Below are 13,828 nucleotides of genomic sequence, written 5' to 3'. Positions count from 1 at the left end.
CCATGGGTGCGCAATTCCTGAAGAAGGGTGGCGGAACCGGGCGGCGCAGGCGCCGTGGCGGGGCTGCGCGCATGTCCGAAATCAACGTCACGCCCTTTGTTGATGTGATGCTGGTATTGCTGATCATCTTCATGGTGGCCGCCCCCATGCTGACCGTCGGTGTGCCGGTGGAACTGCCGCGTACATCCGCCGGGGCCTTGCCCGCTGAGCAGGAAGAACCGCTTTCGGTCACCCTCAGCACCGACGGGACAGTCATGATCATGTCATCCGAAGTCAGCCTGAACGACCTGATCCCGCAATTGCGCGCCATCGCAGCCGAACGGCGCGACAACCGTGTGTATCTGCGTGCGGACGGGGCCATTCCTTATGAACGGGTTGTTCAGGTGATGGGCGCGCTGAATTCGGGGGGATTCAACAATATCGGTCTGGTGACCGAACAAGGCGGCCCGCGCTTCGACGGGCAGCTGAACTGATGTGAGAGAGCCGGTCTGGCACATGGCAGTCGCTGTAGACATCATATCACGTCTGGATACGGGGCAGAAAGTCTCGGGCGTGGCGCATATTGCGCTGATCGCCTGGGTCATGCTGTTTGACCTGTTTCAGGCCCCTGACAATGCGGCCAGCATTCCTGTGACCGATGTCGCGCTGATATCATCCGAGGAATTCGCCGCCCTTTCCGCGCCTGCAAGCGCGCCACCGCCTGCACCGCAGCCGGTACCAGCGCCCCAGCCGCAGCCGGAACCCGCACCGCAGCCGGAAATCACTGCGCCGGAACCGATTGCACCGACACCACCCCCGGTGCCGGAACCCGAACCTGCCCCCGCGCCGGAACCAACGCCACAGCCCGCCCCCGAACCTGCACCGCAGCCGGAACCGGCGGCACCGTCAACAGGGGTGATCTTTTCACCGCAAACCACACCGGGGGCCAGCCAGCGCCCCCGCCCGCGCCCTGTTGACCGCGTGGCCCCGGTCCCCAGTGAAACCCCGCCCGAAGACGCGCAGACCGACATCGCCGCGCAACCGGCAACAACCCCTGACCCGGGTGAGGAACAGCCTGTGCCCGAACAGGAGCAGCCCGAAACCGCCCCGCCCGAAGCCACGACCGAAATCGTGACCGAAGCAACCGAAACGGACGACAGTTCAACCGAACGCGCGGCGGCGGCCCCCAATATCAGCCAGCGTCCGCGCCCCCGGCCGGACCGCCCTGCGCCCGCCCCGGAACCCGCGCAAACCGCTGCGGCACCCGCCCCCACACCAACGCCAACACCGCAGCCGACACCCACGCCTGCCCCCGCACCGCAACCAGACCCCGAACCTGAACCCGCAGCACCGCCCGCGGATGCCATCAATGATGCGCTGGCCGCGGCGCTGGCAGAAAGTACGCCCGCACCTGTCAGCGCAGGGTTGTCAGCCAGCCAGGCAGATGCGCTGCGGCTGGCGATCCAGCAATGCTGGAACATCGTGTCACTGTCGACAGAGGCGCTGCAGGTCACTGTCACAGTCGGGTTTTCGATGACGCCTTCGGCCATGCCCGAACAAGGTACGATTCGCGTCGTCGGTTCATCCGGCGGGTCCGAAGCGGCGGTGAATCAGGCATTCGAAGTGGCGCGACGCGCAATCATCCGCTGTGCAGGGGACGGCTATGGCCTTCCCCCCGCGCAATATGATGCTTGGCGTGATATAGAGATAACATTCAACCCTGAAGGCATGAGACTCAGATGAAACGGATTTTCCAGATTCTGCCAGCGCTTGCCCTTGCTTTGGCATCGGTGGGTATGACCCCCATAACTGCACAGGCGCAGCCCCTGCGGCTTCAGATCACCGAAGGGGTCATAGACCCGATGCCGATTGCCGTGCCCGCCTTTGTTGCCGAAGACAGCGCCGGCGCACGCTACACGGATGCGCTGGCGCGTGTGGTGGTCGCAAACCTGACCGGTACCGGATTGTTCCGCGAAGTCCCGCCGCAGGCCCATATCGCGCGGATCACCAGCTTTGATGCTGGCATCGGCTTTGCTGATTGGCGCGCGGTCAATGTTCAGGCGCTGATTACCGGGGCCGTGTCGGTGTCCGGCAACCGGATGAATGTGAAATTCCGCGTCTATGACGTGGTGTCGGGCCAGCAACTGGGCCAGGGGCTGCAATTTGCAGGCACGGAAAACGACTGGCGGCGCATGGCACATAAAGTGTCGGATGCGGTCTATAACCGGATTACGGGCGAAGATGGCTATTTCGACAGCCGCGTTGTGTTCATTGCGGAATCCGGGTCACGTGACAACCGCAGCAAACGTCTGGCTGTCATGGATCAGGATGGCGAGAATGTGCAATACCTGACCGACGGGCGCACGCTTGCCATCGCGCCACGCATGTCACCTACTGGCGACCGGGTAGTGTATACCAGCTATGATTCCGGCAGCCCGCGCATTGCATTGCTGACCCTGCCCGGCGGGCAGCGCCAGATGCTCGGGGATCAGCAGGGCGCAATGACCTTCTCGCCGCGTTTTGCGCCTGACGGGCAATCGCTGGTTTATTCGCTGGCGCGCGGCGGCAATACCGACCTGTACCGCATCGACCTGCGCAGTGGTCAGCAAACGCAACTGACCAATTCGCCATCCATCGCAACTGCCCCCAGCTTTTCACCGGACGGGCGGTTTATCGCGTTTGAATCCGACCGTTCCGGCACCAGCCAGATCTATGTCATGCCCGCCAGCGGCGGCGAGGCCCGGCGTATCAGTTTCGGTCAGGGGCGGTATTCGACACCGGTATGGTCGCCGCGCGGTGATCTGATTGCCTTCACCAAATCGAATGCCGGGCGTTTCCATATCGGGGTCATGCGCACGGACGGGTCGGAAGAACGGCTGCTCACGGCGTCGTATCTTGACGAAGGGCCGACATGGGCGCCCAATGGTCGCGTAGTCATGTTTACCCGCGAAGCGCAGGGCGGCGACCCGGCAATTTACTCGGTCGATATTACGGGGCGCAACTTGCGCCGCGTGCCGACACAAGGCCCTGCCTCTGACCCGGCATGGGGACCATTGCGACCATAATCGCGCCCCCTGAACCACACAACCAGCACATACAACACTCAAGACCAAGGAATAGATCATGAACCTGACAACGAAATCACTGCTTCTGCTGGGCGCACTGGCGCTGGCAGCCTGTAACAACCCCCGCGCGGGCGGCACGTTCGGCGGTGGCGGGGCCGATGGCTTCGGCAATGACAGCGGCTACGGCACCGGCATCAGCACAGGCGAGTTGGGAGACCCCAATGACCCCCGCTCGATCGCGCATTTCAACCAGCGCATCGGGGATCGCGTGTTCTTTACTGTCGACAGCTCCAGCCTGACCACGGAAGGGCGCGAAACGCTGAACGCTCAGGCGCGCTGGCTGAATTCCAACCCGCAATACGCCATCATTGTCGAAGGTCATGCGGATGAACGCGGCACCCGCGAATATAACGTGGCACTTGGTGAACGCCGCGCGAATGCCGTGCTGCAATATCTGGTCAGCCAGGGGGTCAGCGCCGGGCGTATGCGCACCGTCAGCTATGGCAAGGAACGCCCTGTTGAAGCCTGCGCTGCACAACGCTGCTGGGACATCAACCGCCGTTCGGTCACGGTCATTTCCGGCGGTCTGACGGGGTAACATCATGCGCATGCTGCGGATCACGACCATCGCCATTCTGATGCTGGGGCCGGTTTCGGCCCCGGCATTCGCGCAGCAAACGCCCCCTGCGGCGCAACAGGGCGACAGCGTTGCCCAGTTGCGCAGCGAAATCAGCGCCCTGAGTGCGCTTGTGGCGGGGTTGGCGGCGGAATTGTCCTCTGGTGCGGGCAGTCCGGAAAACCTGCAGGGGTTCGACGGCAGCGTGATTGACCAGATCGAACGCACCCGTCAGGAACTGGCCAGTCTGACCGCGCGGGCCGAGGCATTGGAACACCGCATACGTCAGGTCGTGGATGATGCATCCAACCGGATCGGGGATATGGAATTCCGCCTGACCGAACTGGAAGGCGGGGATACATCCGCCCTGCCGCCCACGCGCCCGCTTGGCGGTGGAACCGGTGCCGCCGCCGCTACGGGCAATGGGGTCAGCGATCCCGAAGCCGCGCCGCAGCTTGCCGCAGGCGAACGCGCGGCCTTTGATGCCGCGCAAGCACTGATCGACGAAGGCGATACCGATGCAGCCAAATCCGCGCTGTCGGTCTTTCTGGAAACCTATCCCGGCAGTCCGCTTGGCGCGCAGGCAAGTGCGCTGCTGGCACAAGCGCAGCGCGACAGCGGCGCGGAATCCGATGCGGCGCGCACATGGCTGAACCTGTATCTGGCCAATCCCGAAGGGCCGGACGCCCCGCCCGCACTTCTGGAACTGGGCAACAGTCTGGCGCGGCTGGGACAAATGGCCGAATCCTGCGTGATGTTCGAGGAACTGTTTACCCGTTTCCCGGATGCCGCACAGGCCGTTGATGCCCGCGAGGCCCATGGCCGGAACGCATGCCCCTGACGCGGGCAGATACCGGTCGGAACAGGCTGCAAAACGCATTCGCCGCCGAAATGGCGCGGGCGTACCAAAACGCCCCCCTCCGGCGTCTGGGTCTGGCGGTTTCGGGCGGGGGCGATTCGATGGCCCTGATGCGGCTGGCGCAAGATTGGGCGACCGCGCAGGGCTGCGAACTGTTTGTGGCAACCGTCGATCACGGCTTGCGTGACGGCTCCGCCGCCGAGGCTGCGATGGTCGCACGCAGCGCAACTGCTCTCGGCCTGCCCCATCAGACGCTTGCATGGCGCGGCTGGGACCGGCGCGGCAACCTGCAGGACATGGCACGGCAGGCTCGTAAACATTTGCTGGCAGAATGGGCGCAGGCCAACGCGCTGGACGGCGTGGCACTGGGCCACACGCGCGATGATCAGGCCGAAACATTGCTGATGCGCCTTACGCGCGGGTCCGGGGTCGAAGGGTTGACCGGCATTGCTGCGCAGGACCAGTCGCACGGCACCAGATGGCTGCGCCCGTTGCTGGCCATGGCCCGGGCGGAATTGCGCGACTATCTGCGCGCTTTGCAACAGGACTGGGCCGAAGACCCGTCCAATCTTGATACCGGCTTTGACCGGATCAAGGCGCGGCAGGCATTGCAGCATCTGGCCGTGCTGGGACTGGACGCTGCGCGGCTGGCGGCAACGGCAGAACGCATGCAGGCCGCCCGCGAAAGCCTTGATTTCCTGGCCGATACACAGGCGCAGACCATTCTGACACAGGATCATGGCGATTTCATTTTCGACGCGGAAGCATTGGCGGCCCTGCCCCGCGATACGCGCACAAGGCTTGTCGCGCGGGCCTTGCAGACCATTTCCGGTAATCCCTATCGCCCGCGTCTGGATGCGTTGAACGCGGCGCTTGCCTGCAAGACGCGGGCCACGCTTCATGGCTGCATCCTGACACGCAGCAAGGGCAAGCTGCGTATCACCCGCGAATACAGCGCCGTTGCGACGTTGCGCGCACCGCTTGGCGCGCCATGGGACGGGCGCTGGCGCGTGCTGCCTGTCACCGCCCCGCCCGATGATATGCAGAACCTGCATATTGCCGCACTGGGGCCAGAGGGCGCAGATCAATGCCGCCCGCGCAGCGCGTGGCGCCTGCCCTATGCGTCGCTGCTGGCCAGTCCCGCCATCTGGCGCGACACCACGCTTGTTGCCGCGCCACTGGCCATGACCGCCTGCGGATGGCAGGCAAAACCATGTCATGACGGGCTGAATGCGCATATTTGAGCAGATCGTGGATTGATTGCACAAGACTAATAGCTATGTAACAAGGGTATAAGCGCATCTTCGGGGTGCGACAGAATTCCAGACCGCGCCAGATGGCGCGAAAACAGGTAAATCCGCACCCCAGGTGCGGCAAAAACGCGAATTGTGGGCGGCATTGCGTGCTTTTGGGCCGGACTGGACCCGCACACTTTTCAATACAAAGGAGACGCGCGTGGGTAACGCACGGAATTTTGCTTTCTGGATCGTGCTGTTCTTGCTGATGATCATGCTTTTTAACATGTTCAGCAATGGTCAGGGCACATCATCGGCGCGCAGCGTGAATTATTCGGATTTCGTGCAGCGGGTTGATTCGGGCGCCGTCAGCCGTGTCACGATTGATGGCGAACGCATTGTGTTTGTCGGCAGTGACGGTCAGCAATATTCGACAGTGCGACCAGATGACGCAGGCCTGACCGAACGCCTGCTGGATGCCGGAATCCCGGTGGAGGCGCGTCCGCAGCAACAATCGGGCTTCCTGTCCACGCTGATGCTGTGGCTGCCCTTCCTGCTTCTGATCGGTGTCTGGATCTATTTCATGAACCGCATGCAGGGTGGCGGGCGCGGCGGCGCAATGGGCTTTGGTAAGTCCAAGGCGAAACTGCTGACGGAAAAGCATGGCCGCGTGACCTTTGATGATGTTGCGGGCATTGACGAAGCCAAGGACGAGCTGGAAGAAATCGTCGAATTCCTGCGCAACCCGCAGAAATTCAGCCGTCTGGGCGGGAAAATCCCTAAGGGCGCGCTTCTGGTCGGTCCTCCCGGTACGGGTAAAACGCTGCTGGCCCGCGCGATTGCAGGCGAAGCGGGCGTGCCCTTCTTCACCATTTCGGGGTCCGATTTCGTAGAAATGTTCGTGGGTGTCGGTGCCAGCCGCGTGCGCGACATGTTCGAGCAGGCCAAGAAAAACGCGCCCTGCATCGTTTTTATTGACGAGATTGACGCCGTGGGCCGGTCGCGTGGCGTGGGTTACGGCGGTGGCAATGACGAACGCGAACAGACGCTGAACCAGTTGCTTGTTGAAATGGACGGGTTCGAAGCGAATGAAGGCGTCATCATCGTCGCGGCCACCAACCGCCCCGATGTGCTGGACCCTGCCCTGCTGCGCCCGGGCCGGTTCGACCGCCAGGTGCAGGTGCCCAATCCCGATATCAAGGGCCGCGAGCGTATTCTTGGCGTGCATGCGCGCAAGGTGCCGTTGGGGCCGAATGTTGATCTGCGTATCATCGCACGCGGCACGCCCGGCTTCTCGGGCGCTGATCTGGCGAACCTTGTGAACGAAGCCGCGCTGATGGCCGCACGTTCCAACCGTCGCTTTGTCACGATGGAAGATTTCGAAAACGCCAAGGACAAGGTCATGATGGGCGCGGAACGCCGGTCCATGGTCATGACCGAGGACGAAAAGAAACTGACCGCCTATCACGAAGCTGGCCACGCTGTGGTCGGCCTGCATGTGCCGGAACATGACCCGATCCATAAGGCGACGATCATCCCGCGCGGGCGCGCGCTGGGTCTGGTGCTGTCCCTGCCCGAACGCGACCAGTTGTCGGTAAGCTATCGCAAATACAAGTCCAAGATCGCCATGGCGATGGGCGGGCGCGTGGCCGAAGAACTGATATTCGGCCCGGATGCCGTTACCTCTGGTGCGGCAAGTGACATCCAGCAGGTCACCAAGATCGCGCGCGCCATGGTCACGCAATTCGGCTTTGACCCCGAACTGGGCTATGTCGATTATGCCAATGAACAGCAAAGCTATCTTGGCAATTATGGCGGTGGGTCCAACCATTCCGGCATGACCCAGAAAATGATCGACGACAAGGTGCGCGAACTGGTGCAGGAAGGCTATGATACTGCCAAGCAAATCCTGACCGAACATGCCAATGATCTGGAAAACCTTGCGCAGGGCTTGCTGGAATATGAAACCCTGACCGGGCCGGAAATCGCGCGTGTCATGCGTGGTGAGCCGCTGAACCGCGGCGATGATGATGCTGACACCCCCAGCAACGGCACCCCGTCAGTTGCGGCAATCCCCAAAACCCGTGGCCGCAAACGCGACGACGAAGGCGGTGACGGTCTGGAACCCGAACCCTCGGCGTAAGGGACTGAGATACAAACAAAAGCCCCGGCCATGTGCCGGGGCTTTTTGCTGGCGCCTTGCCCTGTCCGGTGGAAATATGGAACGGATCGAAGCAGTGCTGAAACAGCGCGTGGCGGACGAAGCCCGCGCCACCGGTGGGCCGGGGTCTGCCGGTCCGGCGTTATAGGGATGCGCTTTATGCTGGCTGCATAACTCCGGCATCAAAGGCTTGAATTGACGCTGGCGGTATCGGCAGGCCGCGGGACGGCCCACCGGTGGTGCGGCGGCCTATCGGCCTTTGCTCCGCGCCTTTGGGAATTCCCCGCTACGCGCTTGCGCCGCCCGCACGCAAACGGCGTTGAACCCGCGCCGGGCAGTCAAATCACGCCTGAAGATGCCGCAGCCCCTGGGTTACATCGGTGCGCAGGGCCAGGCGCAGCGCGGCATCATCGCCCGCGCGCAACGCTTCCAGGATCAGGCGGTGATGCGGCGGTGCTGTCGTGCGGCGCAAGCGCGTGTAAAGCGCGCGCATGGTCGGACCAAGCTGCAACCACACTGTTTCCAGAAGCCCCAGCATGGCCGGGCTTTGCGCGCGCAGATACAAGGTGCGGTGAAATTCCAGATTGGTGCGGATATATTCCACAGGGTTTTGTTGGTTCACCGCACGGGCATTGGCATCATTGATGATATCCATCCGGTCAATCAAGGCCAGATGCGCCCGCCGCAAGGCGCGGCTGCCAAGTTCCGGTTCCAGCAGCGCACGGATCGAGGCCAGCTCCTCAATGCGTTCATTGCTGAGTTCCGGTGTGGTCACACGCCCCGACGCCGAGAGTGTCAGCGCTCCTTCCGCCGACAGGCGGCGCACGGATTCCCGTGCAGGCGTCATACTGACCCCGAAGGATTTGCCGATCCCGCGCAGGGTCAGCGCATGTCCGGGCGGCAATTCCCCATGCATGATTTGCTGGCGCAGGCCGCGATACACCCTGTCATGTGCAGACAAGGGCGCGGATTCGGCGGGAACAGTGGGGCGCAGGACGGATTTTGGCATGGAAAATTGTGATCACGAAATCAGCGTCGCGTCAATGCGCGTCCTGACATGGGCATCCCTGCCCGCAACCTGCTACGACCAAAGCGCGATTTTCAGATCGCGGCAAATACCCTAGGCTTGCGGCTATGGTTTGGCAAAGACAGGGACTCCCCCGATGCAGATGAACGATACTTGCAAGATCGCAGCCTCGCCGCAGCAGGTCTGGAATGCGTTATTCGATGCAGATGTGCTGAAAGCCTGCGTGCCGGGGTGTCAGGAATTATCCGGCACCCCTGATCAAGGCTATGAAGCCGTGGTGGTTCAGAAAGTAGGCCCGGTGAAAGCGACATTCAAAGGCATGGTCACTATGGCAGATGTGGTCACGGGCGAAAGCTGCACCCTGATCGGCGAGGGAAAGGGCGGCGTTGCAGGTTTCGCCAAGGGGCAGGCGCAGCTGCGGCTGGAACCGACAGATGATGGCGGCACCATACTGCACTATGGTGTTGATGCCTCTGTCGGGGGCAAGCTTGCCCAGTTGGGCAGCCGGGTTGTCGATGGCTTTGCACGCCGCATGGCAACGGAATTCTTCACCCGCTTTCAGGCACAGCTGGAGGGACCGGAAGACCCCGCCCCTGATGACGACGCTGAAACACCGCCTGAAGAAGCGCCTGAAAAACCAAAATCCTGGACCAGTCGCATTCTTGGCAGATAATTGGCGCGAAGCCTGCGCAGAGACTGGCTTGCGCGTTCCATCCTGATCAGGTAATAATTTTTTACCAATTTCGGGTTGTTCGCGATTTCAGGCGGGGGGACATCATGCCAGTCATCACCAATATCGAGGATCTGCGCCGTATTTATGAACGGCGCACCCCGCGCATGTTCTATGATTACGCGGAATCAGGCAGTTGGACCGAGCAGACATTCCGCGAAAACATCCGCGATTTCAGCCATATCCGGCTGAAGCAGCGCGTAGCGGTTGATATGTCGGGGCGCAGCACCGCGTCACGCATGATCGGGCAGGATGTTGCCATGCCCGTGGCCCTTGCCCCGGTCGGGCTGACGGGAATGCAATCAGCCGATGGCGAAATCAAGGCCGCCCGCGCCGCCGAAGCTTTCGGTGTGCCCTTCACCCTGTCAACGATGTCGATCTGTTCCATCGAGGATGTTGCGGAACACACGACAAAACCTTTCTGGTTTCAGGTCTATACGCTGAAGGATGATGATTTCATGCGCCGCCTGTTTGAGCGGGCGCGTGCAGCGCAATGTTCGGCCGTCGTTGTTACGGTGGATCTGCAGGTTCTGGGCCAACGCCACAAGGATCTGAAAAATGGCCTGTCGGCCCCGCCCAAACTGACCCTGAAATCCATTTCCAACATGATGACAAAAGTCCCGTGGGGGCTGGAAATGCTGGGCACGAAGCGGCGGTTCTTCGGCAATATCGTAGGCCATGCCAAGGGGGTCACTGACCCGTCATCACTGTCCACATGGACAGCGGAAGCGTTCGATGTCGCGCTTGACTGGAAACGCATCGCGCAATTCAAGGAATGGTGGGGCGGCAAGCTGATCGTCAAAGGCATCATGGAACCGGAAGACGCGCGCCGCGCAGTTGAAATCGGCGCGGATGCGATCATTGTGTCCAACCATGGCGGGCGCCAGCTTGATGGTGCGGTCAGTTCCATCCGCATGTTGCCTGCAATTATGGATGCGGTGGGCGACAAGGTGGAAGTGCATCTTGATAGCGGCATACGGTCGGGGCAGGATGTCCTGAAAGCGCTGGCACTGGGCGCGACCGGCACCTATATCGGGCGGGCCTTTACCTATGGTCTTGGCGCGATGGGTCAGGCCGGTGTCACCAAAGCGCTGGAAATCATCCATAAGGAACTGGACATCACCATGGCGCTGTGCGGGGAAACCGATATCCGTAACCTTGGGCCGCATAACCTGTATGTCCCGCAGGGCTTTGGCGACCCGACAGTGCCATTGTGATGTCATCCTGACCGCTCAGGCGCGCGTAAGGGGCGGGAAAACCCTTTTTTCCTTTTCAACCCACCGAATCTGCCCTATAGCCGCCTGACTTACAGCCCGCACCCTTGGAGGCGGGCATTTAAACTTGTAACATATGGAGAATTCCAATGGCTGGTGAGATCCCGGATCTTTTGGCCGAGGTACGGACGGGGACAGGCAAGGGGGCCGCTCGTCAAGCTCGTCGTGAGCATAAAGTACCCGGTATTGTTTACGGTGGCGGTGCAGAACCGTTGGCTGTGAATTTCAACTATCACTACCTGATCAAGCAGCTGAAGGCTGGTCGCTTCCTGTCACGGTTGTTCAACCTGAAGGTCGAAGGTCAGGAAGATGTGCGCGTGATCTGTCGCGGTATTCAGCGCCATGTCGTGAATGGCCTGCCCGAACATGTTGACCTGATGCGCCTGCGCCGCACCAGCCGGATCAACCTGTTTATTCCGGTTGAATTCATCAACCATGAAAAATGCGTCGGTCTGAAACGCGGTGGCATGCTGACAGTTGTCCGCCCCGAGGTGGAACTGAACGTGCTGGCTGGCGAAATCCCCGAGAAACTGGTTTTCGATCTGGAAGGTCTGAAAATCGGCGACACAATCACGATTTCGGCCATCGACCTGCCCGAAGGCACCAAATCGACAATCGACCGTGACTTCGTGATCGCAAATATTGCCGCGCCGCGCGCGCTGGTTGCATCCGACAACGAAGAAGAGGAAGAAACCGCCGAAGAATAAGGCCGTTTCGACATTCCCGGTTATATTACGAGGCACCTTTCGGGGTGCCTCGTTTTTTTTGTGCGGCTCAGGTCGCAGGGGTGTAAGGGCGCGACGCGCGCCATCGCCCACCCCAAAGCGCGGAACAAGGCCGACAGGCCGCCGCGCCACCGGTGGGCCGTCCCGCGGCCTGCCGGTTTTGCTGGCGTCATGCCAGGCCGTTGAGCTTAGGAGCATGCCGCCTGCATAAAGTGAACTTCTATAACGTCGGACCGGCAGACCCCGGCCCACCGCTGGCGCGGGCTTTGTCTATAATTCGGCACCTGTCGTTTCACGGACTCCCAAGCCGATTACCGCTATTGCCTGTAACGGGAATGGGGTAATGCACGTTCGGCGCTTTTCACGCCTGCGCTGCACCTTTATGCTGCGGCGCAGACAGGGGATATGTCATATGAAACTATTTGTCGGTCTGGGCAATCCGGGGGCGAAATACGCCGCCAACAGGCATAATATCGGCTTCATGGCCGTTGACCGCATCGCGGCGGAACACGGTTTTTCGCCGTGGCGATCGAAGTTTCAGGCAGAGGTAAGCGAAGGCAAGCTGGGCGCGGAGAAACTGGTCCTGCTGAAGCCCGGAACATTCATGAACCTGTCAGGGCAATCCGTCGGCGAGGCGATGCGGTTCTACAAGCTGGACCTGTCTGATCTGGTGGTGTTCCACGACGAACTGGACCTTGCCCCCGGCAAGATGCGCCTGAAACAAGGTGGCGGCCATGCGGGGCACAACGGGTTGCGGTCAATTCACGCGCATCTCGGCGCAGATTACGCGCGTGTGCGCCTGGGCATTGGCCACCCCGGGCACAAAGACCGGGTGTCGGCCTATGTATTGTCGGATTTCGCAAAATCCGATCAGGAATGGCTGGATCTTCTGTTGCAGGGTATCGCGGACGGGGCTGCGGCACTGGCCACCGGCGATGGCCCGCGATTCGCCAATCTTGTGGCGCTGCGCACTACCCCTGCGCGCAAACCCACCCCGAAACCTGATGCGCCAAAGCATACCCCCCAGCAGCCCGACGCCGCCCCAGCCGATATGCGAAGCCCGCTGCAACGGCTGATGGATCGCTTCAAATGACATTCCGGGAACATGCGCGCCAGCAGGCAGCCGCCTGTGCCGCCCTCGGATCGCCGCTGACAGCGCGCGTTCTGACACTTATTGCCGACCGGCTGGCACCGGGGCGCGCAGTTGCCGACCGGTTGCTGTACTGGCCGCAGAACCGCCTGAGACCTGATGCTGTGGCGCTGCGCCTTGCCGGTGCGTTGCATTATCTGGTGCTGCGCGGGCAGGCCCCCATTCTGGCAAGGCTGTATTCCGCGCCGGACACTGTGCCCGATCTTCAACTGTGGCGCGCGATTGACGCGCTGCTGCGCCTGCATGAAAGCACCATCCTTGCCACTTTGGACCACGCCCCCCAGACCAATGAATTGCGGCGTTCAAGTGTTGTCATTGCCGCTGCACATTGGTTGACTGCGGCCTTCAACCGCCCGCTGGTGCTGTCGGAACTCGGCAGCAGCGCCGGGCTGAACCTGATATGGGATCGCTATGCCCTGCAGGTGGATGGCGCCGATTACGGGCCGGATGATGCCGCACTGACCCTGACACCGAAATGGCACGGCGCACCACCGCCGATGGCGAAGCCCATCATCCGCGCGCGTGCGGGCGTTGACCTGAACCCGCTGGACCCTGAAACCGACAGGCTGCGGTTGCTTAGCTATATCTGGGCGGATCAGCGTGACCGGCTGAACCGGACAACGCAGGCGCTGGAACTGGCCGCGACGTTGCGGCCCGAAATTACGCGCGGTTGCGCGATTGACTGGCTGGAACAACGCCTGTCGCGTCCCCTGCCACAGGCGCTGCATCTGGTTTATCACACCATCGTCTGGCAATATCTGGACCCCGACCTGCAAGAGCGGGGCACTGCGGCACTGGCGCGTGCCGGGGCGCGGCTGCGCCCGGATGAGCCGATGGCACATCTGTCCATGGAAGATGACGGCCAGCAACCAGGCGCGAAACTGACGCTGACCCTGTGGCCTGGCGGCGAATGTCTGGATTTCGGGCGCGTGGATTTTCATGGCGCCTGGGTGGATTGGCGCGCACCCACACTTCCTGCCTGAAATTGTCGCTTTGCCTTGCCCTTG

At 61.8% G+C, this 13,828-nt stretch carries 13 protein-coding genes; 12 read left to right on the top strand and 1 reads right to left on the bottom strand.

All coding sequences use genetic code 11. From position 1 onward, the window contains the following. The first annotated feature begins 2 nt into the window (after nucleotides 1-2). The 7 genes from tolR to ftsH all read left to right on the top strand — a co-directional run bounded on the left by tolR (nucleotide 3) and on the right by ftsH (nucleotide 7,897). Nucleotides 3-473, top strand: coding sequence for a protein TolR (gene tolR, locus PUT78_RS04465; protein ID WP_274350965.1), 471 nt, complete (start codon nucleotides 3-5; stop codon nucleotides 471-473). A gap of 22 nt (nucleotides 474-495) precedes the next feature. Continuing rightward, nucleotides 496-1,722, top strand: a complete 1,227-nt coding sequence (locus PUT78_RS04460) for a cell envelope biogenesis protein TolA (protein ID WP_274350964.1) — start codon at nucleotides 496-498, stop codon at nucleotides 1,720-1,722. Further along, nucleotides 1,719-3,044 (top strand): Tol-Pal system beta propeller repeat protein TolB, encoded by a 1,326-nt coding sequence (gene tolB / locus PUT78_RS04455; RefSeq protein ID WP_274350963.1) that lies wholly within the window; start codon nucleotides 1,719-1,721, stop codon nucleotides 3,042-3,044. The genes PUT78_RS04460 and tolB overlap by 4 nt, the downstream gene beginning before the upstream one ends. Before the next feature lie 58 nt (nucleotides 3,045-3,102). Beyond that, nucleotides 3,103-3,642 carry a peptidoglycan-associated lipoprotein Pal gene (gene pal / locus PUT78_RS04450; RefSeq protein ID WP_274350962.1) on the top strand — a complete coding sequence of 180 codons (540 nt, stop codon included), beginning with the start codon at nucleotides 3,103-3,105 and terminating at the stop codon, nucleotides 3,640-3,642. 4 nt (nucleotides 3,643-3,646) lie between these two features. Next, complete coding sequence (locus PUT78_RS04445) at nucleotides 3,647-4,501, top strand: tetratricopeptide repeat protein (RefSeq protein ID WP_274350961.1); 855 nt, start codon at nucleotides 3,647-3,649, stop codon at nucleotides 4,499-4,501. Continuing rightward, entirely contained in the window at nucleotides 4,492-5,763 is a 1,272-nt protein-coding gene (tilS, locus tag PUT78_RS04440; protein WP_274350960.1) for a tRNA lysidine(34) synthetase TilS, read from the top strand. Before PUT78_RS04445 ends, tilS begins: the two co-directional genes overlap by 10 nt. Before the next feature lie 211 nt (nucleotides 5,764-5,974). Then, nucleotides 5,975-7,897, top strand: a complete 1,923-nt coding sequence (gene ftsH, locus PUT78_RS04435) for an ATP-dependent zinc metalloprotease FtsH (RefSeq protein ID WP_274350959.1) — start codon at nucleotides 5,975-5,977, stop codon at nucleotides 7,895-7,897. Nucleotides 7,898-8,258: 361 nt separating this feature from the next. On the opposite strand, the gene PUT78_RS04430 is transcribed toward ftsH, so the two are convergent. Beyond that, on the bottom strand, nucleotides 8,259-8,924 hold the full coding sequence (locus tag PUT78_RS04430; RefSeq protein WP_274350958.1) for a GntR family transcriptional regulator: 666 nt from the start codon (nucleotides 8,922-8,924) through the stop codon (nucleotides 8,259-8,261). Nucleotides 8,925-9,078: 154 nt separating this feature from the next. Here PUT78_RS04430 and PUT78_RS04425 point away from each other — a divergent pair, with 154 nt between their 5' ends. The 5 genes from PUT78_RS04425 (at nucleotide 9,079) to PUT78_RS04405 (ending at nucleotide 13,804) form a co-directional block, all read left to right on the top strand. Beyond that, nucleotides 9,079-9,615, top strand: a complete 537-nt coding sequence (locus PUT78_RS04425) for an SRPBCC family protein (RefSeq protein WP_274350957.1) — start codon at nucleotides 9,079-9,081, stop codon at nucleotides 9,613-9,615. Between the two features lie 104 nt (nucleotides 9,616-9,719). Next, nucleotides 9,720-10,889, top strand: coding sequence for an alpha-hydroxy acid oxidase (locus PUT78_RS04420; RefSeq protein ID WP_274350956.1), 1,170 nt, complete (start codon nucleotides 9,720-9,722; stop codon nucleotides 10,887-10,889). A 146-nt stretch (nucleotides 10,890-11,035) separates the two neighbouring features. Then, complete coding sequence (locus PUT78_RS04415; RefSeq protein ID WP_274350955.1) at nucleotides 11,036-11,653, top strand: 50S ribosomal protein L25/general stress protein Ctc; 618 nt, start codon at nucleotides 11,036-11,038, stop codon at nucleotides 11,651-11,653. Between the two features lie 430 nt (nucleotides 11,654-12,083). Beyond that, nucleotides 12,084-12,764 (top strand): aminoacyl-tRNA hydrolase, encoded by a 681-nt coding sequence (gene pth / locus PUT78_RS04410; protein WP_274350954.1) that lies wholly within the window; start codon nucleotides 12,084-12,086, stop codon nucleotides 12,762-12,764. Beyond that, nucleotides 12,761-13,804, top strand: coding sequence for a DUF2332 domain-containing protein (locus tag PUT78_RS04405; RefSeq protein ID WP_274350953.1), 1,044 nt, complete (start codon nucleotides 12,761-12,763; stop codon nucleotides 13,802-13,804). The genes pth and PUT78_RS04405 overlap by 4 nt, the downstream gene beginning before the upstream one ends. Nucleotides 13,805-13,828 lie beyond the last annotated feature (24 nt).

It is taken from the genome of Roseinatronobacter alkalisoli (genome assembly GCF_028745735.1).
Taxonomy (GTDB): domain Bacteria; phylum Pseudomonadota; class Alphaproteobacteria; order Rhodobacterales; family Rhodobacteraceae; genus Roseinatronobacter; species Roseinatronobacter alkalisoli.
Note: the sequence above shows the minus strand (reverse complement) of the source record. Positions and strands in the feature narration are given on the sequence as shown.

Coding starts and splice junctions, on each gene's coding strand:
- tolR (WP_274350965.1), top strand. CDS start 3: ATGGGTGCGCAATTCCTGAAGAAGGGTGGCGGAACCGGGCGGCGCAGG.
- PUT78_RS04460 (WP_274350964.1), top strand. CDS start 496: ATGGCAGTCGCTGTAGACATCATATCACGTCTGGATACGGGGCAGAAA.
- tolB (WP_274350963.1), top strand. CDS start 1,719: ATGAAACGGATTTTCCAGATTCTGCCAGCGCTTGCCCTTGCTTTGGCA.
- pal (WP_274350962.1), top strand. CDS start 3,103: ATGAACCTGACAACGAAATCACTGCTTCTGCTGGGCGCACTGGCGCTG.
- PUT78_RS04445 (WP_274350961.1), top strand. CDS start 3,647: ATGCGCATGCTGCGGATCACGACCATCGCCATTCTGATGCTGGGGCCG.
- tilS (WP_274350960.1), top strand. CDS start 4,492: ATGCCCCTGACGCGGGCAGATACCGGTCGGAACAGGCTGCAAAACGCA.
- PUT78_RS04430 (WP_274350958.1), bottom strand. CDS start 8,924: ATGCCAAAATCCGTCCTGCGCCCCACTGTTCCCGCCGAATCCGCGCCC.
- PUT78_RS04425 (WP_274350957.1), top strand. CDS start 9,079: ATGCAGATGAACGATACTTGCAAGATCGCAGCCTCGCCGCAGCAGGTC.
- PUT78_RS04420 (WP_274350956.1), top strand. CDS start 9,720: ATGCCAGTCATCACCAATATCGAGGATCTGCGCCGTATTTATGAACGG.
- PUT78_RS04415 (WP_274350955.1), top strand. CDS start 11,036: ATGGCTGGTGAGATCCCGGATCTTTTGGCCGAGGTACGGACGGGGACA.
- pth (WP_274350954.1), top strand. CDS start 12,084: ATGAAACTATTTGTCGGTCTGGGCAATCCGGGGGCGAAATACGCCGCC.
- PUT78_RS04405 (WP_274350953.1), top strand. CDS start 12,761: ATGACATTCCGGGAACATGCGCGCCAGCAGGCAGCCGCCTGTGCCGCC.